Annotated in this window: 22 protein-coding genes and 1 other annotated feature; of the genes, 14 read left to right on the top strand and 8 right to left on the bottom strand. The window is 44.5% G+C overall.

Features of this window, described 5'->3' with window-relative positions:
• Positions 1-4: 4 nt before the first annotated feature.
• Positions 5-1,684 (bottom strand): formate--tetrahydrofolate ligase, encoded by a 1,680-nt coding sequence (locus KNQ02_RS11470; protein WP_214766672.1) that lies wholly within the window; start codon positions 1,682-1,684, stop codon positions 5-7.
• A gap of 167 nt (positions 1,685-1,851) precedes the next feature.
• On the opposite strand from KNQ02_RS11470, the gene KNQ02_RS11465 reads away from it, so the two are divergent.
• The 5 genes from KNQ02_RS11465 (at position 1,852) to KNQ02_RS11445 (ending at position 6,063) form a co-directional block, all read left to right on the top strand.
• On the top strand, positions 1,852-2,742 hold the full coding sequence (locus KNQ02_RS11465; RefSeq protein WP_088836377.1) for a carbohydrate ABC transporter permease: 891 nt from the start codon (positions 1,852-1,854) through the stop codon (positions 2,740-2,742).
• Positions 2,739-3,626, top strand: coding sequence for a carbohydrate ABC transporter permease (locus KNQ02_RS11460; RefSeq protein ID WP_214802470.1), 888 nt, complete (start codon positions 2,739-2,741; stop codon positions 3,624-3,626). The genes KNQ02_RS11465 and KNQ02_RS11460 overlap by 4 nt, the downstream gene beginning before the upstream one ends.
• 143 nt (positions 3,627-3,769) lie before the next feature.
• Positions 3,770-4,027 (top strand) — a binding site (T-box leader).
• A 66-nt stretch (positions 4,028-4,093) separates the two neighbouring features.
• Complete coding sequence (gene asnA / locus KNQ02_RS11455; protein ID WP_214766668.1) at positions 4,094-5,068, top strand: aspartate--ammonia ligase; 975 nt, start codon at positions 4,094-4,096, stop codon at positions 5,066-5,068.
• A gap of 157 nt (positions 5,069-5,225) precedes the next feature.
• On the top strand, positions 5,226-5,444 hold the full coding sequence (locus KNQ02_RS11450) for a hypothetical protein (protein ID WP_214766666.1): 219 nt from the start codon (positions 5,226-5,228) through the stop codon (positions 5,442-5,444).
• Between the two features lie 19 nt (positions 5,445-5,463).
• Complete coding sequence (locus KNQ02_RS11445) at positions 5,464-6,063, top strand: DedA family protein (protein ID WP_214766664.1); 600 nt, start codon at positions 5,464-5,466, stop codon at positions 6,061-6,063.
• 18 nt (positions 6,064-6,081) lie between these two features.
• On the opposite strand, the gene KNQ02_RS11440 is transcribed toward KNQ02_RS11445, so the two are convergent.
• Positions 6,082-7,545, bottom strand: a complete 1,464-nt coding sequence (locus KNQ02_RS11440) for a potassium/proton antiporter (RefSeq protein WP_088836382.1) — start codon at positions 7,543-7,545, stop codon at positions 6,082-6,084.
• A 189-nt stretch (positions 7,546-7,734) separates the two neighbouring features.
• Here KNQ02_RS11440 and KNQ02_RS11435 point away from each other — a divergent pair, with 189 nt between their 5' ends.
• Positions 7,735-9,018, top strand: coding sequence for an ABC transporter substrate-binding protein (locus tag KNQ02_RS11435; protein ID WP_088836383.1), 1,284 nt, complete (start codon positions 7,735-7,737; stop codon positions 9,016-9,018).
• 107 nt (positions 9,019-9,125) lie between these two features.
• On the opposite strand, the gene KNQ02_RS11430 is transcribed toward KNQ02_RS11435, so the two are convergent.
• Positions 9,126-10,415: an NCS2 family permease gene (locus KNQ02_RS11430; protein WP_214805447.1), complete on the bottom strand. Its 1,290-nt coding sequence runs from the start codon at positions 10,413-10,415 to the stop codon at positions 9,126-9,128.
• A 208-nt stretch (positions 10,416-10,623) separates the two neighbouring features.
• Here KNQ02_RS11430 and KNQ02_RS11425 point away from each other — a divergent pair, with 208 nt between their 5' ends.
• The 8 genes from KNQ02_RS11425 to KNQ02_RS11390 all read left to right on the top strand — a co-directional run bounded on the left by KNQ02_RS11425 (position 10,624) and on the right by KNQ02_RS11390 (position 19,338).
• On the top strand, positions 10,624-12,381 hold the full coding sequence (locus tag KNQ02_RS11425) for a sensor histidine kinase (protein WP_214766662.1): 1,758 nt from the start codon (positions 10,624-10,626) through the stop codon (positions 12,379-12,381).
• Entirely contained in the window at positions 12,381-13,085 is a 705-nt protein-coding gene (locus KNQ02_RS11420) for a response regulator transcription factor (RefSeq protein ID WP_088836386.1), read from the top strand. The genes KNQ02_RS11425 and KNQ02_RS11420 overlap by 1 nt, the downstream gene beginning before the upstream one ends.
• A 28-nt stretch (positions 13,086-13,113) precedes the next feature.
• Entirely contained in the window at positions 13,114-13,821 is a 708-nt protein-coding gene (deoD, locus tag KNQ02_RS11415) for a purine-nucleoside phosphorylase (RefSeq protein ID WP_029332717.1), read from the top strand.
• 191 nt (positions 13,822-14,012) lie between these two features.
• Entirely contained in the window at positions 14,013-15,395 is a 1,383-nt protein-coding gene (locus KNQ02_RS11410; protein WP_214805449.1) for an aldehyde dehydrogenase, read from the top strand.
• 169 nt (positions 15,396-15,564) lie between these two features.
• The gene (locus tag KNQ02_RS11405; protein WP_214766658.1) at positions 15,565-16,272 is read left to right on the top strand and encodes a Crp/Fnr family transcriptional regulator; all 708 of its coding nucleotides are present in this window, start codon (positions 15,565-15,567) and stop codon (positions 16,270-16,272) included.
• 777 nt (positions 16,273-17,049) lie between these two features.
• Positions 17,050-17,163 (top strand): cytochrome C oxidase subunit II, encoded by a 114-nt coding sequence (locus KNQ02_RS11400; protein WP_152638917.1) that lies wholly within the window; start codon positions 17,050-17,052, stop codon positions 17,161-17,163.
• A 12-nt stretch (positions 17,164-17,175) separates the two neighbouring features.
• Positions 17,176-17,646, top strand: a complete 471-nt coding sequence (locus KNQ02_RS11395) for a cytochrome c oxidase subunit II (protein ID WP_088836389.1) — start codon at positions 17,176-17,178, stop codon at positions 17,644-17,646.
• Positions 17,647-19,338 (top strand): b(o/a)3-type cytochrome-c oxidase subunit 1, encoded by a 1,692-nt coding sequence (locus tag KNQ02_RS11390; RefSeq protein ID WP_088836390.1) that lies wholly within the window; start codon positions 17,647-17,649, stop codon positions 19,336-19,338.
• 500 nt (positions 19,339-19,838) lie between these two features.
• Here KNQ02_RS11390 and KNQ02_RS11385 read toward each other — a convergent pair whose 3' ends face one another.
• The 5 genes from KNQ02_RS11385 to KNQ02_RS11365 are packed head-to-tail and all read right to left on the bottom strand — an operon-like array spanning position 19,839 to position 23,289.
• Positions 19,839-20,468 (bottom strand): response regulator, encoded by a 630-nt coding sequence (locus KNQ02_RS11385; RefSeq protein ID WP_029332722.1) that lies wholly within the window; start codon positions 20,466-20,468, stop codon positions 19,839-19,841.
• Entirely contained in the window at positions 20,465-21,490 is a 1,026-nt protein-coding gene (locus tag KNQ02_RS11380; RefSeq protein WP_034801180.1) for a sensor histidine kinase, read from the bottom strand. The genes KNQ02_RS11385 and KNQ02_RS11380 overlap by 4 nt, the downstream gene beginning before the upstream one ends.
• Positions 21,487-22,206, bottom strand: coding sequence for a cell wall-active antibiotics response protein LiaF (liaF, locus tag KNQ02_RS11375; protein ID WP_029332724.1), 720 nt, complete (start codon positions 22,204-22,206; stop codon positions 21,487-21,489). Before liaF ends, KNQ02_RS11380 begins: the two co-directional genes overlap by 4 nt.
• Before the next feature lie 57 nt (positions 22,207-22,263).
• A complete protein-coding gene (locus KNQ02_RS11370; RefSeq protein WP_214770031.1) occupies positions 22,264-22,878 on the bottom strand; it encodes a hypothetical protein in 615 nt (204 codons plus the stop codon).
• Positions 22,879-22,908: 30 nt separating this feature from the next.
• Entirely contained in the window at positions 22,909-23,289 is a 381-nt protein-coding gene (locus tag KNQ02_RS11365; protein ID WP_029332726.1) for a lmo0954 family membrane protein, read from the bottom strand.
• Positions 23,290-23,380: the final 91 nt, after the last annotated feature.

The raw sequence follows: 23,380 nt of genomic DNA, 5'->3' as shown, positions 1-23,380 counted from the left end.
TTGATTACGAAAGACCAAAGATTGTTCCGTCTTCAGAAATCCCCATCTGATTAGCAGCCGGTTTTTTAGGAAGACCCGGCATCGTTAATACATTCCCGGTTAGAGCAATAATGAATCCGGCACCGATGGCCGGCTTGATTTCACGAACGGTGATGGTAAATCCTTCGACCCGACCATATTTTGATGGATCATCCGTTAAAGAAAACGGTGTTTTCGCCATACAAATCGGCAGGTCATTCAGCCCGCGTTCTGCACAACGTTCAAGTTCGCGCAATGCTTTGTCTTCAAAATGTACGTCAGCAGCACCATAGACACGCGTTGCGATTCGTTCGATTTTTTGCTTGAGGGGTAACTCTGCTGGATACAACGGTTTGAATTGACTCTCTTCCTCGAGTGCCTCCATGACTTGACTGACGAGTGCTTCGCCACCAGCACCACCTTGGCTGAAGACTTCGCTCTCTGCGACGCGAATGTTTCGTTCGCGACACCATGTTAAGACGGTTTGCCGTTCTGTTTCTGTATCAGTGAAAAATCGATTGAGTGCGACAACAGCGGGAACACCGAATACATCCATCGTCTCGACATGTTTTTCGAGCAACGCCAGTCCTTCTGTTAAGGCGGCTAGGTTTTCTTCGACGAGTTGATCTTTTGCGACGCCACCATGCATCTTAAGTGCTCGGATCGTCGCGACAATGACAACAGCATCTGGATGGAGATTACCAATTCTTGATTTGATGTTGAAGAATTTTTCAGCCCCTAGGTCAGCGCCGAATCCAGCCTCTGTCACGACATAATCACTTAACTTAAGTGCAGTCCGTGTTGCGATGAGTGAGTTACAGCCGTGGGCGATATTTGCAAATGGCCCGCCGTGAATTAAAGCGGGTGTTCCTTCGACGGTCTGGACAAGGTTCGGACGGAACGCTTCTTTTAGCAGTAATGTCGCAGCACCCGACGCTTCAATGTCTTTGACCGTGATTGCTTGCTGATCATAAGAATAAGCGACGACGATCCGGCTGATCCGTTCTTCTAAATCTTTTAAGGAGTCGGCTAAGCATAAGACGGCCATGATTTCGGAAGCGACTGTAATATCGAAACCGTCTTGTCGTGGAATGCTGTGTGCGGGTCCCCCTAGACCAATCGTAATGTTTCGGAGGGCGCGGTCATTCAAGTCGAGAACGCGTTTCCAGGTGATGCGACGTGGATCGATGTGAAGCTCGTTTCCTTGATGCATGTGGTTATCGAGTAAAGCACTAATCGTATTATGAGCCGAAGTAATCGCATGCATGTCTCCAGTGAAATGAAGATTGATTTCTTCCATCGGTAACACTTGACTATACCCACCGCCACAAGCGCCACCCTTTAATCCCATAGTTGGTCCAAGGGAGGGTTCGCGTAAACAAATCATCGTTTTATGATTTTGACGATGGAGTGCTTGACCTAAACCGACGGTCACAGTTGATTTTCCCTCACCGGCAGCCGTCGGGTTGATGGCTGTGACTAAAATGAGCTTCCCATCCGTTTTAGTTGCGAGGCGAGTTGCTAATCCATCACTTAACTTTGCCTTGTACTTTCCGTAGCTGTCGTAATCAGCCTCCGTAAGTCCAATTTGATCAGCAATCTCAGAGATTGGTTTTAAAATCGTCTGTTGTGCAATTTCTAAGTCAGAACGAATGGTTTTTTCCATGGCAGCTTCTCCCTCTCCAATTATAGATTTCTCTCTATTTCCTTATAGTAGCGTATCTAAAACAGACACGCCAAATAATCGTTCAATATTTTCCACCCAAAGAGTCAAATCGTTACGTTTTCATTTTTTGTCGAATTTCGTAATGTAAGGTAGAGGAGGGATGATAAATGGCATCAGGCAATAAGAAAAAACTAAAACGCGGACTGGATTTCTGGATGTTCGTAGGACCGGTTTTTTTGGTTTTCGCGGTCATTGTTCTTGTTCCATTTTTTAATGGCGTTATGTATTCATTCACGGATTGGAACGGGATTACAGGTGAACTGAATTGGATTGGTTTTGACAATTATGTTCGATTGTTTACGAGTGATGAACAGTTCCAACAGTCATTTTGGTTAACGACGCGCTATACAATTGTTGCTGTTGTCTTGACCAATCTAGTTGGATTCATCCTGGCATTTTTATTAACACAAAACATTCGGACTCGTAATTTTTTACGAACGATTTTCTTTATGCCGAACTTGATTGGTGGATTGATTCTTGGATTCATCTGGCAGTTTATTTATGTAAAAGGTTTTTCTTCGATTGGCGAGTTAACGGGTTGGAGTCTTTTTGAATTACCATGGCTCGGAGATGCCCGAACAGGTTTTTGGGGAATCGTCATCGTCTCGATTTGGCAAGGTGGCGGGTACATCATGGTCATCTATATCGCTGCGTTACAAAATGTACCGCAAGAATTGGTTGAAGCGGCAAAAATTGATGGAGCGAATCGCTTATCGACACTGCGTAATATTACGATTCCATTGATCATGCCGTCGGTGACGATTTGCTTATTCTTAACGATTTCCTGGTCATTCAAACTGTTCGATACGAACTTATCGTTAACGAACGGTGGTCCGTTCAAGTCGACAGAGATGCTCGCTTTGAACATCTACAAAGAATCCTTTACAAATAATAATTTAGGACTTGGTTCAGCGAAGGCTGTCATCTTCTTTGTGGTCGTTGCGGCGATTACAGTCACACAGGTCTACTTAACGAAAAAGCGGGAGGTGGAAGCATGAGTACAGCCCAACCTTTACCGACGCCAGAAAAACAAACGACAAAACAAAAACCGAAAAAAAAGGGACGCTATTCGATTCGACTTGGAATGGTCGAAATTGCGGCGCTCATCATGGGACTGCTCTATATGATCCCCTTTTACTACGTACTTTCGAATTCGTTTAAATCGAGAGGGGACATCTTTACGAATACATCCGGTCTTCCAAAAGAATGGATGGCTTCAAACTACGTGGATGCCTGGGAAGCGATGAACTTCGGAAGAGTGTTCTTGAATTCCGTCATCATCACGGTCGGTGCCAATGCAATCATCGTTATTTTCTGTTCGATGGCGGCATGGAAACTCGTTCGGACGAAAACACGCTTGTCGACGATTATTTTCTTTTTGTTCGTCGCAGCGATGATCATTCCGTTCCAATCGATCATGATTCCGTTATCGAAGTTATCGGGTCAGCTCGGTTTGCAAAATAGTTACTGGGGCTTAATCTTGATGTATCTCGGGTTTGGATCAGGATTATCGATTTTCTTGTATCATGGGTTCATGAAATCCATTCCGGAAGAAATCGAAGAAGCGGCCATTATCGATGGCTGCTCACAGTGGGGTGTCTTTTGGCGGATCGTCTTCCCGCTCCTTAAGCCCATCACGGTCACAATCGTCATCTTGAACACGCTTTGGATTTGGAATGACTTTTTGTTACCATCGCTGATGTTACGTGATGTTGATTTACGGACGATTCCACTGGCGACTTTCTATTTCTTCGGTCAATACACGAAACAATGGGACTTGGCGCTTGCCGGACTCGTGCTTGGTATCATCCCGTTACTGCTCTTCTTCTTCGCGATGCAAAAGCAAATCATTCAAGGAATTACGAGTGGTTCCATCAAATGATTTTTGAAAGCGCGTTCTCGCTTCTGCGGGAACGCTTTTGCTTGATAAACTTAATCAGACTAATCAGACAATTTTATTTTTTTGAAAAAAAAAGCTTTTCAAAGTGTGACGGCATAGTGTACGATAATCTCAATTCAATTGTAACAACGACGTTGAAGGGAAGAGTAACACCTTGAAAAACCGTATTAGCGAGCTGGGGACGGTGAGAGCCCAGTCGGAAACAAGTTGTGAAGAACATCCTGGAGTCGCTACCCGAACACGATTGTCAGTAGGCGTAGCCGGAAATGCCTGTCCGTTATCATATGGCCGAAGATTGAGATGATGATTCATCAAGTCTTTTGAGTGAGTAGCTTTGCTACTAACATGGGTGGTACCGCGGAACCGAGTCTTTCGTCCCATATTCTTGGGAGAGAAGGGCTCTTTTTTATGGCTTCTTTTTCAAAACACAATTGAGGAGGAAGAAAACCATGACAACACTCGTATCGATGAAACAGACACAGGAAGCCATCACACTCGTAAAAAAACGCTTTGAGGACCAGTTCTCTAAAACACTCGGATTGACACGTGTAGAAGCACCTTTATTCGTAGAAAGCACACTAGGTGTCAACGATCACTTAAACGGAACGGAGCGTGTCATTCGCTTTGATGCAATCGATCATCAAGTAGAACTTGAAATCGTTCAGTCACTCGCGAAGTGGAAACGCCAAGCGTTGCACACATATGGGTTTGCAGAAGGCGAAGGGCTATATACATTGATGCATGCGATCCGTCGGGATGAAGTACTCGACGCGACACATTCGATTCATGTTGATCAATGGGACTGGGAACGGATCATCTCAAAAGAAGCTCGGACAATCGATTCATTAAAGACAACGGTCTTATCCATCTATGAAACAATTCGCCAAGTTGAATTAGAAGTTCAAGAGCAGTTCGGGATTGAAGCGACGTTACCGAAGACGATTCATTTCATGACGACACAAGAGCTCGAAGATTCGTATCCGAGCCTATCATCAAAAGAGCGGGAAACGGCAATTACAAAAGAGTACGGTGCGGTCTTCCTTATGCAAATCGGCGGAGCTTTAGCTTCTGGAGAAAAACATGATGGCCGAGCAGCTGATTACGACGACTGGTCACTAAACGGTGATATTTTAGTTCATCACCCGGAAATTGGTGCTTTTGAGTTATCATCGATGGGAATTCGCGTCGATCGGGCGGCACTCTTGTCTCAAATCAAGACGACAGGAGAACACGAAAAATTAGAGTTTCCTTTCCATCAAGGTGTTCTTTCAGAGACACTCCCGTTGACGATGGGAGGAGGGATCGGGCAATCACGAATGGCGATGTTCCTATTGAAGAAACGTCACATCGGGGAAGTCCAAGCATCCGTCTGGTCAGAGGAAACGCGTCGTTCGTACCGCGAGCAAGGTGTGCACCTCCTGTAAGCGAGTGACTATATTATATAGAAGAAATGAAAATGAGATCTCACAAACGTGGGGTCTCTTTTTTAGTATGAGTAAGTTCATAAGACCTTAGACGGAGGGAAAACGTGTTGAATTGACGTATAATGGGCATAAGAATAAATAAGAAAGAGGTGAAGACATGTCTGCATTACTCATTACAGGACTGGTATTTGCGTTATTATTTGTTCTATTTCTTTGGTTTAACATTAAAGGACTTCGAACGATGTGGCGTGATTATAAAGAAACAGGCTCAATGGTAGCACTAGGTTTCTTTATTGTAGGTGTGATTGGTATTTTCACTGGTGTATGGACGACACTTGTCGTCATCATCTATTATCTCCTCCGTCCGCGAGGTTAAAAAAGAGGAGGGGTCAAGCGTGTTAGAGTGGTTATTTGCAGCTGGAGAGTCAAATCTCTGGCTTTTTTTAGGGATTATGATTCTTGGATTAGGTACTGAATTAATTCCGGCAGAAGTCGGGTTACCCTTACTGGGTCTGTATGTCTCAAACGGAACACTCGGCTGGACGACGGCTGTCTTAATCGGCTTCTTTGGTAGCCTGATGGGAGCGACATTATTTTATTTTTTAGGTCGTTATGCTGGACGACCATTACTCGTCCGTTACGGGAAATGGTTATTGATTAAAGAACGGGAAATCGATCAAGGGGAACGAATTGTTTCGAAATACGGAACGTGGTCAGCACTATTTGGTCGTTTCTTTCCTGTCGTTCGGTCGGTTGTCTCGATTCCCTGTGGACTATTTAATCTTTCCTTCAAGCGTTATATCCTTGCTTCGAGTGTCGGATTATTTCCGGTCTCGTTCTTCTATATTTGGCTAGGAGAAAAATTTGGGGTAGCACGTGCAGAGTCGATGTTAAAAGCACTTGAAAAAGAACTGTGGTGGATTCTCGGGATTATCATCATCGGAATCGTCGGTTACATTATTTATCGCCGGAAATCGAAAAAAGGAGAATCGTAAACACGATTCTCCTTTTTGTTATGACGTTTTAGGGAACAGGAAGCGTTTTAACGTTTTAATCCGGTGTTTCGGTGTCAACAACAACAGTTGATCATTTCCTTCGAATACAGTATCACCACGCGGCGTAATGATTTGGTCGTCACGGATGATTGCCGTGATCAAAAATTCTTGAGGGAGTTGAATATCTGAAATCATTTTTCCGATGAACGGATGGTGACGTGGAATCGTTAATTCAATGATTTCAGCGTTTGGTTTTCCAATCGACATAAATTCGATGACGGTTTGAATTGTTGATGAGCCCGTTTCGTTTAAGTGTAAGCGGTCAGCCAATAAACTTAACAAACTCCCTTGAATCAATGTCGAAAGTAGCACTGTGAAGAAGACGATATTGAAAATCATCGAGGCATTATCAATTCCTGCAACAAGTGGATAAGTAGCGAGAATGATTGGAACAGCACCCTTAAGACCTGCAAACGAGATAAAAATCTTCTCACGCCAACTGTATTTAAACGGCAGTAAGCTTAACCAAACAGAAAGTGGACGAGCGATGAAAATCAAAATCAAAGCTAGCGCGATAGACGAAAGAATGACTTGAGGATCAAGCAGCTGTTTCGGGAAGACGAGTAGACCAAGTACGATGAACATTCCGATTTGAGCGAGATGGGCCATGCTCATCGTGAAACGGACGAGTGTCTGCCGATAGACAAGTTCATGGTTGCTGATGTAAATGGCTGTGACATAGACAGCTAAGAATCCGCTTGCTGAGAAAGCAGAAGCAATACCGAATGAGAGGAAACCAAATGACATCAAGAGAATCGGATAAAAACTAGAAGAACTTAAATCGATTCGGTTGATCACGGCAGAAGCGACCCAACCAATCGCGAGTCCAAGTAACAATCCGATAACCATCTCCCAAGTGAGTGAAAACAAGCCGTTTAAAAGAGAGGCATCTTGCGGATTGGTGACAAACTCAAGAAAGAGAACCGTCAAGAATACAGCCATTGGGTCATTTGTCCCTGATTCGACTTCGAGGGTTGAACCCACTTTACGCCGGACGGATTGACCACTCAGCACAGAAAAGATAGCAGCCGCGTCTGTCGACCCGACGATGGCTCCGAGTAAAAAGGAATTGGGCCAGTTAAAGCCAAGAATATAGTGGGAAGCAACGGCAACGACAGTCGTTGCGATGAACACACCGAACGTCGCGAGGGACAAAGATGGGGCGAGCTCTTTTTTGACATCTTTCCAGACCGTTTGAAGACCACCTTCAAACAAGATGACGATTAAGGCAATCGTACCGAACAACTGTGCCAACTCTGCATCGTCAAAACGAATGAAGCCCGTGACATCACTACCAGCAATCATTCCTAAAGAAATGAAAATAAGTAAAGCAGGTATGTTAAAGCGGCTAGATAATTTTGTTGTCCAGACAGCGATGAACAACAAAGAACCAATCAGTAAAATAATCGAAGGTAAGGACATTGCATCAAACTCCTTTGTTAAAATTTAATTCTAACTTCATTATACACTAATCCCGAGTTTTTCGGTCGGATAACGACTGTTCAATATTTTCCACCACACCCGACAAAATTATCTATCTTATTTGGTAGCGTTTTCATTTATTGTAAAAGCGTAGCACGATTATCAACTCGAAATCAGGGAGGTATCCGAATGCGTAAACGTAAATGGGCAACAGTACCAGTCGTCACTACGGCAATGGTCGTCGCATTAGCAGCATGTGGTGGTGGGACGCTAAATAGCGACGATTCTAAGGACAGTGATTCTTCCAAAGATGGAAAGACGCTTAATGTATTCCAGTTTAAAGCGGAGATTGCGAAAGACATGGAACAAATGGCGAAAGAGTACGAAAAGGAAACAGGAACGAAGGTCGTCGTTCAAACAGTCGGTGGTGGATCGGATTATGGTGCAGCCTTGAAGTCACAGTTCGCGTCAGGAAATGAACCGGATGTCTTCAATAATGGTGGTTTTGCTGAAGCAAAAACGTGGCAAGATAAACTTGAAGATTTATCAGACGAGGAGTGGGTCAGTGACTTAACTGATCTTTCAAAAGAACCGATGACGATTGATGGAAAACTATATGGTATGCCGATGAACTTAGAAGGCTATGGTTTTATTTATAATAAAGAAATCTTTAAAAAAGCTGGCATCACAGACTTACCAAAAACGTTAACGGAACTGACGGATGCTTCTAAAAAACTTAAAGCAGATGGTGTGACACCGTTCTCGATCGGATATGGCGAGTGGTGGGTACTCGGAAATCACCTCTTGAATATTCCGATGGCGCAACAAGATGATCCCGACCAGTTTATTGCAGATTTAAACGCAGGAAAAGGGAAATTCGAGGACAACAAACAGTTTAAAGAATTTATTGATCTCTTTGACTTAACGATTGAATACGGGAATAAAAATCCGTTGACGACAGACTATAATACACAAGTCACACAGTTTGCTGAAGGAAAAACAGCGATGATTCAGCAAGGGAACTGGGCGCAACAGTTGATCACGGATGTGAACCCGGACATCGAAATGGGCTTCATCCCGATGCCGATCAATGATGATAAAGAAAAAATGGACCGTCTTCCGGTTGGTGTCCCGAATAACTGGGTCGTCAATAAAAACTCGAAGAATAAAGAAGAAGGTAAGAAGTTCCTCGAGTGGATGGCGACATCGGATACAGGAAAAGACTATATGGTCAATAAATTTAAGTTCATTCCGGCCTTTAAATCCATCGAAGCGACGGACTTAGGACCGCTTGCAGAAGATATTCAAGCTTACTCGAAAGAAGGCAAAACGATTTCATGGAACTGGTTCAAATATCCGGATGGTGCTGTAAATGAATACGGAGCAATCATGCAAGCCTATATCGGTAAACAAAAAACGTCAGAAGAGATGTTACAGGACTTCACGAAGACATGGATGAAAATGAAAAAATAAGCAGTAACTACAGCGATCTCAGACCAGTGGTTTACATGGTGGGGATCGACATGAAAAACTCCTCTTTCCTATCGAATCGATGATAGGGAAGAGGAGTTTTTTACATCTTATAAGAAAAATAACTGGATAAAGAACAGGATGGCAAATAGATAGATTAAGGCATGGACCCGTTGCTTTTGTACGGCTTTCATGATCGGATAGACGATGAATCCGAAGGCAATTCCGGTCGCGATGCTTCCTGAAAGCGGCATGATGATGATGATTAGAAAAGCAGTGAAGGCCTCACTGAAATCTTCCCACGCAATTTGCTTGATGTTTTGAAGCATCAATGCACCGACAAGGATTAAAGCGGGTGCCGTAATCGAAGGAACACCTGAAATCGCTTGGACGACTGGTCCGAAAATCGCTGCGAGCGCAAAGAGCAGACCGACTGTGACCGACGTTAAACCAGTACGTCCTCCGGCAGCAACACCAGAAGCAGACTCAACATAAGCAGTCGTAGGACTTGTACCAAAGATCGAACCGACGACCATCGCCATTGAATCAGATAATAAAGCACGATCACTATTTTTAAGTGAACCGTCCTTCTCAATCAGTCCGGCCTGTTCACCGACTGCGACCATCGTACCTGTCGTATCAAACATCGTTACGAGGACGAACGAAAGGACACCACTAAAGAGTCCGTATTGAAAGACATCTTGAATCGCTGTGAAAGGGTTTGTGACTAACAAGCCTTCCGGTAATGTTGGCCAAGCCGTGAGTGTATTTGAAAATTTGAGTTCTCCCGTGATGAAAGCGAGCGCACCCGCAAGAATCATCGCGTACAGTAATCCACCTGGAACACGTTTGACAGTTAAGATGGCAGCAGTCATCAAACCAATGAGTGTAATAATAGCTTCTGGTGAAGACAGTGAGCCAATCGTAATCAAAGTCGCTTCATCTGCAACAAGAATACCTGACATCTTCAGTCCAAGTGAAGCGATGAAAAGTCCAATTCCACCAGTGATCGCTAACTTGAGTGTCAGTGGAATGATTTCAATCAGTTTCGTCCGGATTGGAGACAACGAGAGCAATAGAAAAATGATTCCGGATACAAAGACGACAGAGAGTGCTGTTTGATAAGGAATTTTTTCACCGATGACGAGAGTATACGTGAAGTACGCATTCAGTCCCATGCCCGGTGCAACGGCGATGGGGAGATTCGCATATAACCCCATTAAAAGCGTTCCGACGAGTGTAGCGATAATGGTCGCAGAAAATGCTTGTGCTTGCGGAATGCCCGCGTCAGCTAAAATCGTTGGGTTGACAACTAAAATATAGGCCATCGTGATGAACGTAATGAACCCGGCTTGGATTTCACGTTTCACGGTCGTATTATGGGCAGAAAGCTTAAACATAAATAGAGAACCACCTTCGATGAGTTTAATTAAAAAACGAACATTAACGATACTATATGATTATTCATTCGGAATCAAGGATTATTTTTTAAGTATATTATGGATAACTTGATCTATAAACCATCGTAAGCGCTAAAAGGAAGTGGATGTAAGCGGATACAGTTGTGCTATACTATTTATTAGAAGAAAAAGGGTGGAAGGTGGCAAAATGAAGAGCATCCGGACGCGTCTTATATTACTTGTAGCCCTCGCTATCTTGGTTCCGACAACACTTGCTACAACTGCTTCTTATATATATGTACGTCAGCAAAACATTGCAGAAGCCGAGCGTTCGAGTTTAAGCGCTCTCCAACGCGGAAATAGTCAAATCAGTCATTATATGGAAGACGTGAAACGGTTATCAACAAGTCTCTACGCTAATCGTTCATTGATGAATATTATGAATGCTGGTGCCGATGCTGAGCTTGGTGAGTCAGATAGTGTCGTCGCTCGTTCCTTACTCGGTCTCTTTTTATCAAGACAGGATGTTGAACAAATTCATTTTGTGATTTTAAAAGGGTACTCGGAATACTCTGTCTATAATATGAAGACTTCCGGTCGTGGCAAATTTGATTGGTTACAAGAGACTGATTATTTTCGATTGATGCAACAAGAAAATGGTTGGTTGATAGACCCGGAACATGTGATTACAGCATATAATTCTCGGACGATGATTCTTGATGAAAAAGAAGTCGTCAGTTTTCGTTACCGGATTGATCGCGTCGAAACGAGTGAACCCATCGGCTTTTTGTCAGTAGACATTCCAGTTCGGGTATTTGAACAACAACTACAGCTGTTTGAAAATTCACCGGACGAATCATTATGGTTAATGAGTGGGAATCACTTAATCGCGAAGACAGGAACGACATTACCGGTGACGACTGAAAAAATGACTGGAAAAAGTGGGAGCATGCACGTCGGTAGCTCGTTCATCGTGTATGTGAAGACCGAAAAGCAAGGCGTGCCGATTACACTGATCAAGAAAATTCCTTATGCTTCTGTCATCAAGGGAGCAAATGAAACGGCAATCATTTTATTGGTGATTGGTTTAGTGTCACTTCTATTAATGATTATGGCGGCAAGTCTCGTCGCACTCGAAATTACAAAACCGATCAAACAATTGACGGCAAATGTCTGGCGGGTCGAGCAAGGGGACCTCTCCACACGTTTTGTCGCGACGACAAATGATGAAATCGGTTTATTGAATCGCCAGTTTCAACGAATGGTGCACCGGATGGATCGTTTGATTAAACGAGAATACCGGTTAGCACTTGAAAATCGGACGAACGAGCTACGTGCGTTGCAATCACAGCTCAATCCACACTTCTTATTTAATGCGCTACAATCAATCGGAACAACGACGTTGCAAGGGGACCGGAAAGTCGCCTACCGTTCGATAACCGGTCTTTCACAAATGATGCGTTATTCGATGAACAACGAACAGACGATTGTCACATTAAAGCAAGAAGTCGACCATCTTCAAGGGTATATGCGCTTACAACAACAGCGTTTCCCAGAAAAATTTCGTTATATCGTCGATGTCCCGTGGCACATGAACCCGATTGAAGTACCAAAAATGATTTTGCAACCGTTCGCTGAGAATTACTTTAAACATGCCTTTAATCAGCAAAGTGATGCGTTAGAAAATTACTTAGCGTACAAAATTAGAACCGATGGGGACCAACTGATCATTAGCGTCGAAAACAGCGGACCGATCATGTCTGAGGCAGATCTTGAGATGATTAACCAAAAAATGCGGGCACATCGCGCTCCTGAAGACCGGCAAACATCTGGCATCGGCTTACACAATATATACGAACGTCTTCAAATTTTTTACGGTGAACGCACAAACATGACGCTCCAATCTCCAATAGAAGGTGGATTCAGAATCACTATCCGAATTCCGATCGAACAGGAGGAATTGTAATGAATGTACTAATCGTTGATGATGAACAACATGTTCGTGACGCTGTAAAGTTACTTGGTGAATGGGGTGACTGGAAAGTATCGCATATTTTTGAAGCGGAGGATGGAGCAGCTGCGAAAAAAATCTTAAATGAAGAAAAAGTCGGATTGATGCTGACCGATGTTGAAATGCCGGGAGTAGACGGATTAAGTTTATTAGAATGGACAAAAAATCATCATCCAAAGGTCGTCACGATCGTGTTGACAGGTTATGATGATTATACGTATATGCGTCGTGCGATCTTACATCAATCGTTTGATTACTTATTGAAACCGATCGATCCAGATGTTTTAAATGATGCGCTTTCCCGAGCGATGGAGCTGATTTGCCCAGTTCAAGAGCAGGGAGAGGCGATTGATCAAATTGCGAAGTATATCGAGACACATTATGCGGAAGAGTTAACGCTCCAGCTCATGAGTGAGCGCTTCTATTTAAGCCGAGAATATATATCAAGGCGCTTTAAACAGCGTTTTTTGGTTAACTTATCGGATTATATCCAAACGATTCGTCTAAATCGGGCAAAGGAATTGCTGGGAGAGACGAACGCCCGTATATATGAGATTGCCGTTGAAGTCGGGTATCAGGATGATAAATATTTTCGAAAAGTATTTAAGAAGCAATTCGGCATGACACCGAATGAGTTTAGAGAGTTGTTATCTATTTAATTAAACGAACGTCAAGGAGGAAACGTACATGAGCGTACACATTAATGCAGCAGAAGGTCAAATCGCAGAAACAGTTTTACTTCCGGGAGATCCTCTTCGCGCGAAGTACATCGCCGAAACATTTTTAGAGGACGTTGTTCTTTATAATGAAGTGCGTGGGATGTATGGCTTCACAGGAACATACAAAGGGAAAAAAGTATCCGTTCAAGGAACAGGTATGGGTGTTCCGTCGATGTCAATTTATGCAAATGAACTCGTTCAATCGTATGGTGCAAAAAACTTGATCCGTGTCGGTACAGCGGGCGGGATTACACCGGATGTAAAAGTACGTGACGTCGTCATCGCGATGAGTGCTTCACACGACATGGCTCAAAATCGTGTCCGTTTCAATGGATTGGATTATGCGCCGACAGCTTCATTCGAGTTATTGCATAAAGCGTACACAATGGCACAAGAACACGGAATCGACGCAAAAGTCGGTCAAGTCTTCACGACGGATCAATTTTATCAAGATGATTTCCACCACTTCAAAAAATGGGCGGACTTCGGTTGCCTCGCAATCGAGATGGAAGCAGCAGGTCTCTACACACTCGCTGCAAAACATAAAGTCAATGCTTTGACGATTTTGACGATTTCAGATCACCTCCTAACGGGAGAAGAAACAACGTCTGAAGAACGCCAAACGACGTTCAATGATATGATGAAAGTGGCACTTGAAACAGCGATTCAGCTGTAATCAATCAGATGAAATAAGACGATTCGGATGGTAAAATCACTGTCTTCATGAAACGAACACAGCAGGACTCGCGTTTCGAGTCCTGCTTTTTTGTCTAATCACAAAGAAGAGGGAGCATACGATTGAATCATTGCTCATTCGCTATGATAGAATGAGGAAAAGAAAGCCTAGACCATGAGGAGGAACACGAGATGGAATCGACGATGACTGAATCAACTATTTCGAATCTTGTTCAAACGCAACGTAATTTCTTTAAGACAGGCGCGACGCGAAGTGTTGCGTTTCGTCTAAGTATGTTGACGTTTTTAAAGCAAGCGATTGAAACGCATGAAGAAGCAATTTATGAGGCATTAAAAACGGACTTGAATAAAGGACGTCAAGATGCGTTTACGACGGAAATCGGATTCGTCTACGGCGAACTCGCACGGATGGAGAAGAAACTTCGCCGACTTGCTAAACCGAAACGAGTCGGGACACCGTTGTTACATATCGGGTCAAAAAGTGACATCCATTATGAACCATACGGAAACGTGCTCGTCATCGCGCCGTGGAACTATCCTTTCCAGCTCGCTGTTGCACCAATCATCGGGGCGATCGCTGCCGGAAATACGGTTGTCTTGAAACCATCAGAACTAACACCAAACGTCTCGCGTGTTCTCCGTGAAGTCTTTGAAACGGCATTTCACGAACGATTTGGACTTGTCATCGAGGGGGATGCGGACGTCAGTTCAGCTGTTCTTGAAGAGAAGTTTGATTACATCTTCTTTACGGGGTCGACGCGTGTCGGAAAAATCGTCCATCAAGCAGCGGCGAAATATTTGACACCTGTCACGCTTGAACTCGGCGGGAAGTCTCCGACGATCGTTCACCGTGATGCGAACTTAAAGCTTGCTGCAAAACGAATTACTTGGGGCAAATGGTTAAACGCAGGACAGACGTGTATCGCCCCTGACTATGTTTTTGTCCATGAAGACGTCCGCGAGGAATTTTTACGCTTGATTGAAAAGGAAGCTTTTGCCCAGTATGGTAATGGTGTTGGTGTGAATTCTTACGTCAAGATTGTTTCAGACAGTCATTTGGATCGATTGAGTGGCTACTTGCCCCAAGGTGAAATTTTATTTGGTGGTCAAGTCGATGCAGCGACGAGAAAGATGGCACCAACCGTCATGACGGACGTTGATCCAGAAAGTCCGTTGATGCAAGAGGAAATCTTTGGACCGATTCTTCCAGTCTATTCTTATCGTGAAGTGGAAGAGGTCATCCGTTTCATCAATGACCGTGATAAGCCGTTGGCGCTCTATCTCTTCACAGAAAGTAAAGCTGTTCAGCATCGTGTACTCGATCGTGTGTCATTTGGTGGTGGATGCATCAATGATACGTTGATGCATGTTGCGCAACATAACTTGCCATTTGGCGGGGTCGGCGGAAGTGGTATCGGTGGCTATCATGGGAAATTCAGCTTTGAGACGTTCAGCCACCGTAAAGGAGTCGTCAACAATACGACGAAGTTCGATTTGCCGTTCCGCTACATGCGCTCGAATACCGATTCAAAATGGATGCGTTATTTATTATAAATGGGACTTAAACGGAGCCAAGAGTAGATCCAATCGGTCTACCTTGGCTTTTTTTTGTTTATTTAATTTGTGAAATAGTGAACAAAGTTTGACAATCTTTTGAAAAAACGCTATTTTCCCTTGTGATGTTCTATACTGAAGGCAGAAGCTACGGAAAGGAGAATGCGAGATGCTTACTTGTGGGACGACAGAAGCCAATACGTTCGTGTTGTCGAGTGAGACACGTGAATTACTTGAAGAGTTCATGACTGAGGTATCTTTTAAAAAAGACTCAATCGTCTGTTGGGAAGGGGAAATGAACGATAAACTTTTTTATGTGAAACAAGGTGGTGTAAAACTATCAAAGCTCACGAAAAAAGGTAGCCCGCTAATGATGTTCTTATATTTCAAAGGTGACTTATTTGGTGAATTCGATGTCGGAGAAGCATTTCCAAGCTCCTATAGTGTCGAAACGATGGAGGACAGTGTCATTGGCTTCATCTCGAAATCGACACTCGAAGATTTGATGAAAAAAGATGGAACATTCGCATTAGATATCATGCGCTGGCAAGCCTTGATGCGAAAACAAACGGAAACGAAGTTACGTGACCTCTTATTGTTCGGGAAACAAGGGGCACTCGCTTCGACACTCTTACGACTAATCGCAATGGACGGAAAAAAAGTCGATGACGATTACGTGATTTCAAAGCGACCGTCGGATACTGAACTCGGTCAGTTGATCGGGGCACCACGTGAAACGGTCAACCGGATGTTTTCTCAGTGGAAAAAAGACAATGTTATTTCGATGACGACGACTAAAATCATCGTTCATGATGCCAACTATTTACGCGATCTTTGCCACTGTGAAGGGTGTCCTGTCGGTGTCTGCCGGATTTAAACTTAACTTGAGCGTTAGCTTACGGAGCCATACGCTGGAGCTGACTTAAAAATTGCTCCAACATCATCCTTTTGATGGAACCGCAACACGTCAAACTTTAGAAGAACTTATCAGCAGTCTAGGATCATATTCTTTTTGAATGTGGTCCTTCAGGATGTAGACAACGTGCTATCGGGAGATCAAGCGTCTTTTTTCGTTGCTTTCCTCGGGCGAGGCGCAAGCCGTTGCTCCTTGATCCTCACGGACAACGAGCAGGGTCTTGCCTGCCTCTGAACGTGCGTTAAAAACGCACTTTTTCCCGTAGGAGTCAACGAAATGTGACGCTTTTTATAGGAATACCGTGACGGAAAGCCTGGCATGCAGACGGTTTAGCACGCGATCCGTCTCGAATCGCTTAGAACCGCGAAAAGCAATCGGTCGCGACCCTGCAGCTTTGCTGTAGCGGCGCGGAAGGTTGCCGCTTTGAAGACGATGCGAGACAGGGACGCGCGAACGGATTGCCTCTCGTTATAGTATGTTCACTCTTCATAATAGTTTGTCTACACGCTGTAGGATCACATTCTTTTTGAATGCGGTCCTTTTTTGTGTCGCATAACAGTAGCAGTTCAAAATATGTTCAGTACGTAACAAGTTGTGAACTTTATGTGTGTTTTATAAAAGAAAAGCGCGAAATCGTCACAATTGGTGTGACGTTTATCACATATTACGAAGGGTGTCTTTTTCTAAAATAAAGGTAGGTTAAGTCACCGATTCAACGACGGAAGGGAGCTACTGATCATGCGTCAGAAATCAGATACAGAACTGAAGGGAACGTTTATCGCTGTATTTATCGTTGCCGGAGTCATCATCGGAATGTGGGGATCAATCTTTTTATTATTCACTTCAAGATAAGGGGGAATCAGGGTGCATATTCATCGTTTAGAAAAAATATGGTTAGTATTCGGTTGTATCATGTTGGCAGTCTTTTTAATCATCATTGGCGTATCAGCATTCGCTTCTGATAATCAACCACCGTCGGACGCAACATTGATTGACCCGACGCAAGTCGATCAGACGAAGCCATTTGATAAACCGGGTCTAAAAAAAATTGACGACAATAAATATGAGGCCGTCATGGTCTCACAAGCTTTCCAGTTCACACCGCAAGACATGATTATCAAAAAAGGCGCGACCGTCGATTTTCTGGTGACGTCGAAAGATGTCGTCCATGGATTTGAAATCGTCAAGACGAACGTCAATATGATGGTCGTTCCCGGACATATCAATTCAATCGAGTACACATTCAAAGAAGCTGGCGAATATTTAATTGTCTGTAACGAATATTGTGGATCGGCGCATCACATGATGTCGACTAAGATTAAGGTGGTGGAATAAATGAATGCGATTTCGAAAAAATTAATGGAGTTTGAGATGGAGCGGGGAATCCCCGCAGGAGAGATTGGATTAAAAGAAGCAAAACTCGGATTTGCCTACGTCAGTTTTTCACTTGTGGCGTTACTGATCGGTGGACTATGTGGTCTACTACAGACACTCGTCCGTACTGGAGTCATTCCAGAAATTGCTGGAGTCGGTTATTATGAATTGCTGACGGCTCACGGACTAATGCTTGCGATTGTCTTTACGACATTATTCATATTCGGACTTTTATTTTCATTTTTAGGACAGTCGTTCGGGCGTTTTGAAGAGTTTCCGAGACGCTTGGGCTGGGTTGGATTCTGGTTGATGATTGTCGGTGTCCTCCTTGTCACATGGATGGTGTTAGCAGGTGAAGCATCCGTTCTCTACACGTTTTATGCGCCGCTGAAGGCACACCCTGTTTTTTATATCGGACTCGTGATTTTCGTTGTGGGAACATGGGTTTCTTCTGCCGCAATGTTCCGGATGTACGCGGATTACAAACGAGAACATAAGGATGTCCATCCACCACTTCAAGCCTATATGAGCATCATGACGGCTTTGTTGTGGGTCATCGCCACGCTAGGTGTCGCAGCGACTATTCTCTTTCAACTCTTGCCGTTATCACTCGGTTGGACGGATAAGGTCGGGATCGAATTATCCCGAACATTATTTTGGTATTTTGGTCATCCGCTCGTCTATTTTTGGTTATTGCCAGCCTATATCGTATGGTACACGGTCATTCCAAAGATTGTCGGGGGTAAGATTTTTTCAGATGCTTTAGCACGAATGTCATTTTTACTGTTCTTATTGTTCTCGTTCCCTGTTGGTTTTCACCATCAGTTGCTCGAACCCGGTATATCAGCATTTTGGAAGTACATCCAAGTCGTCTTGACGTTCCTTGTCATCATTCCTTCATTGATGACAGCATTCTCGATGTTTGCGACATTCGAACTAGCAGGTCGTCGTCAAGGTGCGACCGGACTATTTGGGTGGATCAAGAAAATGCCGTACCGGGATGTCCGCTTTCTTGCACCGTTCGTCGGCATGTTGTTCTTCATCCCGGCTGGAGCCGGTGGTGTCGTCAATGCTTCCCACCAATTGAATATCGTCGTGCATAACACTTTATGGGTGACAGGTCACTTCCATATCACAGTCGGGGCTGCAGTCGCGTTGACGTTCTTTGGAACGGCCTATTGGCTTGTTCCATTATTACGAGGACGGACCTTAACAAAACGGATCAATACAATTGGTCTCATCCAGACGGCGACGTGGACGATTGGTATGCTCTTTATGTCGACTGCGATGCATATTTCAGGCTTACTTGGCAATCCGAGACGGACGGGTCCTGCGGCATATTTCAAAGATTCGCTCGTCGCAGATTGGATTCCCTATCACGTTGCGATGGCAATCGGTGGTACGATCCTCTTTATTTCAATCCTCTTATTCTTGTTTGCGATGTTCCAACTGGCCTTCCGGACACCGAAAGGAAGTACTGAATTTCCTGTCGCGGAAACAGAGGAAGCAGCGATGAAGACACCACTCTTCTTTGAGAACTGGAAACTTTGGATTTTCGTGACGTTTGCTTTGATTGCGTTTGCTTACACAGTACCGATTTGGCACATGATTGATAATGCGCCTCCTGGAGCTCCAGGTTGGAAACTCTGGTAGCCCTATCGAAAAGTGCTGATAGCTTACTAGGACTTTTTATACACGCTGAAGGGTGAAAATGCTATATTGAGAAGCACTCCGTTCGTGCTTTCCTGTCTCGCCTCGTCTTCAAAGCGGCAACCGGTCACGCCGCTACAGCAAAGCTGCAGGGTCGCGACCGATTGCTTTTCGGGGTTCTAAGCGATTCGAGACGGATTGCGCTCTAAATTGTCTACATGCTCGGCTTTCCCTCACGGTATTACTTGAAAAGTGTCACTTTTCGTTGACTCCTGCGGGAAAAAGTGCGTTTTTAACGCACTTTCAGAGGCAGGCAAGACCCTGCTCGTTGTCCGCTAGGATCCAAGGAGCAACGGCTTGCGCCTCGCCCGAGGAAAGCAACGAAACATGACGCTTGATCTCCCAATCGCACGTTGTTTACAGTCTGAAGGGCCAGCTTTGATAAGCTGACCCTTTTTTTAAATGAATGGATGCGTAGACGAGTGCAAAAACTAAGTAAAAGATTATTTCACGATGTGGTGCTTAAAGGCATAGACGACGGCTTGCGTCCGATCGACGACATCGAGCTTTGATAAAATGTTGGAAACATGCGTTTTGACTGTTTTTAGGGAGATGAACAGTTCGTCTGCAATCTCTTGATTAGCCATACCGCGCGCCATCAACTGTAAGACTTCTTGTTCACGCTCCGTTAAATCGTCGTGGAGTTGACTGGCAGGTTTGCGCAGGCGTTCCATCATCTTACCTGTCACTTGAGCTGCCATGACAGATTGTCCGCTCGCTGTCTTGCGAATTGCTTCCGCAATATCAAACGCGCTTGCCGTTTTTAGGACGTAACTCATCGCACCGGCTTCAATGACGGGATAAACTTTCTCATCATCTAAGAAACTTGTGACGACTAAAATTTTAGCTTCCGGCCACTCGGCGCGAATCAGACGTGTTCCTTCGACACCATCGACCGGCTCCATGACTAAGTCCATCAAAATCACATCAGGGCGATGTTCAAGAGCAAGTTTCGCTCCGATTTGTCCGTCAGCAGCTTCTGCGACCACTTCAATATCAGGTTGGGTCGATAAAAAGGCAGAGACTCCAGCGCGAACCATTTCATGGTCATCGACTAATAATACGCGTATCATACTTGCACCATCCGTTCTTTTCTAAGTTTGACTTCAATCTGTGTTCCTTGACCGGGCACACTGACGAGGCGAATCGTCCCACCGATTTCAGCCGTACGTTCGCGCATCGAGTTGATCCCGTACGAGGCGAGTTTTTTCTCGTCGACGATAAAGCCGACACCGTCGTCATTCATACTCAAGATGATTGTCTCATTGAATTGACGCAATTCGATATTCATGTGCGATGCTTTCGCGTGGCGTAAAGCATTCGTCAAGCCTTCTTGAACGATGCGGAATAATTCATTTTCAATCGGGCGCGGTAATTCAATCGGTTCGAGTTTCCAGCTCAGTTGCGTCGATTGTTTCCTTGATAGTTCTTCGAGCAGTTGGGTTAGTCCTTGTTGTAAAGTCATCCCTTCGAGTTCAACGGGACGTAGTTGGAGCAATAAAGAACGCATTTCCGATTGTGCCGTCTGTGCCATCGTCTCGACTAAGTCAATTTGTTTCGCTGCCGTTTCCGGTTGCGTCAAAATCGTTTGTTTGGCAGCCGTCGTCATCATCGAAATGGCATAAAGTTGTTGGGAGACGGAGTCATGGAGATCACGTGCGAGACGTTTGCGTTCTTCCGTGATGGCTTGGACACGAACTTGTTCGACGTGTTGCGGACGTGTACTGATTTTTTGAACCGTCTCGACCTGTTCATCGATTCGTTTCCCAATTCGTGAGAGGCGGGTCAGTGTGTGGAAGTAAGGTCCGTTGACAATCGTGACTTCTTTTCCTTGCTCGAGTTCGATGATGGCAGTTGTGACACGTTTGAAGTCACGACGTAAAAAGAAGTAGTGGATGCTGCCGATTGCGAGCGGAAGTAACAGGGATAATCCGACGACAAGCAATAAGACAGGTAAATCTTGTTGACGGACGAAAAGTACATGCCAATCGACTTGGCGTGTACTTAAAAACAAACCAGTCGTCACGACGGCTGTCAGAAATCCGGTCAATACTTGGAGCGCGATGACACCGAGCGGGAAGTGATCACGTTTCATATCGAGGTCACCTCCACGTTACCGATGCCAAGCATGACGTGAATGCGGACTTTTCGAGTCGCTTCTTCATATTGTGGTGCCCGGAACTGAATGCGACGGTTAAAAAATGTCGGGATCCGGCGGACATCTGTTTTGACGCTTCCAAAACCAATCGACGTATCAAGCGTATAGTCATATCCTGAAGGTAATAAAATACGCACATCTCCGACGACACCACTGATGACGATGAGTGTTTCACCTTCTGGGACATAGGCATGCGTTAAATCGATTTCTAAATCTTTGACGATGAACTGTTCACTCAAGTCTTTTAACACGTAAGGTGTTTCAGACTGCGTCGAAAACGAGTAAGCAGGTTGGATCGTAATGCCTTCTTCTTCATAAAGACGTGGTGAAATCTTCGAAAAGAAAAATTCGCGGACGGAGTGTCGGGTGACAAGGATAATTCCGAGATATAGCAAAATTCCGGCGATGACGAATCCGACAGCTGCCGAGCTCAAGACGACTCCAGCTAAGATAATCGTACCGACGATATAAAACAGGATGGCCAGTTTTTCATGACCGCGACGCCGAAAATGAATCCCGACATAATACAACAAGAACGGGAATAAGATTCCAAATAAGACGTTTCCGGCTCCAGTCATCAAATCATAAAATAATCCGAGCGCGAATAGGATCGACACGTAGCCGACTAATTGTTTTGTACTTAATCGTCGCACGATCAATCTCCTCCCTGACATGACAAAGGGAGGCAAGGGCCTCCTTCGTCAAAATACTTATTTTTGGAAGCGACGTTCGAGTTCCGCAATACGTGAATCGATGTCGTCTTCTGGTGTTTGTTCTGCGACATCCGGTTCTGCTACCGTAAACGGATGTTCTTCTTGTTTAATAGTAGCATTTGGTTCGCGTTCTAGCACCTGGTTCATCTTTGATTTTAAATTAGAAACGTTTTCCCGCATCATCCACTCATAGCGTTTATTTTGCAAGTCTTCGAGTTTAAGTTTCAACTCGAGTGCTTCCCGTTCAAGTTGCGTCAATTCCCGTTTCGTTTCAACAATCAACTCTTCGAAGAAACGGAACTGTTCACCGTAATGTTTGGATTCGATAGCGGCGCGTTCTGCAAGTTCCTGCTCTTCAGCTTGTTTAGCAATTTCGACTTGGGCAAACCGCTTATCAGCTAGTTCTTTTGCTTCATCTTGTTTTTGTGTGAGTTCGCTTAGGAGTGACCGTTGACGTTCGAGTAGCCGGTCGATTTCTTTTAAATCAGATTCGGTAATCCGGATATGACGGACTAATTTTTTAGCCGGGACTTCACCTTGCTCGGCTGCCTTTTTGACTTCCGTCATCATTTGGTTAGCAAAATCATTGAGTTGGTCGAATACGTTCTTCATTGTGAATTCCTCCTTGAGTATAAGTAGCGATTAAAAGCGTTTTTGATCGAGGTCTTTCCAATCTGCCTCAAAATGAGACGCGTTTGACCGACGACGGCGAGAAAATAAATCGTTTGGGTTCACACGTTCCATCTTCATCCGCATGTAACCGATGTAGAGGGCAAGTGCTGCCGCGATACCGAATACCGCCCAAATGTTTGAAAGGGCTAAGCCGATTCCGACTGCTGCGAGTAAACCAAAACCGATTTTTGCGATGACTTTTGTTGAACGGATAAACTTACTGATGGCGTAAAATGCAAGCAGTCCACCGAGCCCGAGTCCAATCATATGTGGGAGTGTCCCGATGACGACTGCGAGAAGAGCGATACCAGCAAGTATCATCAAAGCCTGTTTGCCTTTTGATTGCTTCATGATGAAGCCTCCTTTTACTTGATACCTTTATGATAAGGGATGGTGAAAAAAACGACGACGCCCCTCGGACCGTATTCGTCTCGGCCTTGAG

The organism is Exiguobacterium sp. s102 (genome assembly GCF_018618635.1).
Lineage (GTDB): Bacteria > Bacillota > Bacilli > Exiguobacteriales > Exiguobacteriaceae > Exiguobacterium_A > Exiguobacterium_A oxidotolerans.
This window is presented reverse-complemented; position numbering and strand designations above follow the sequence as displayed.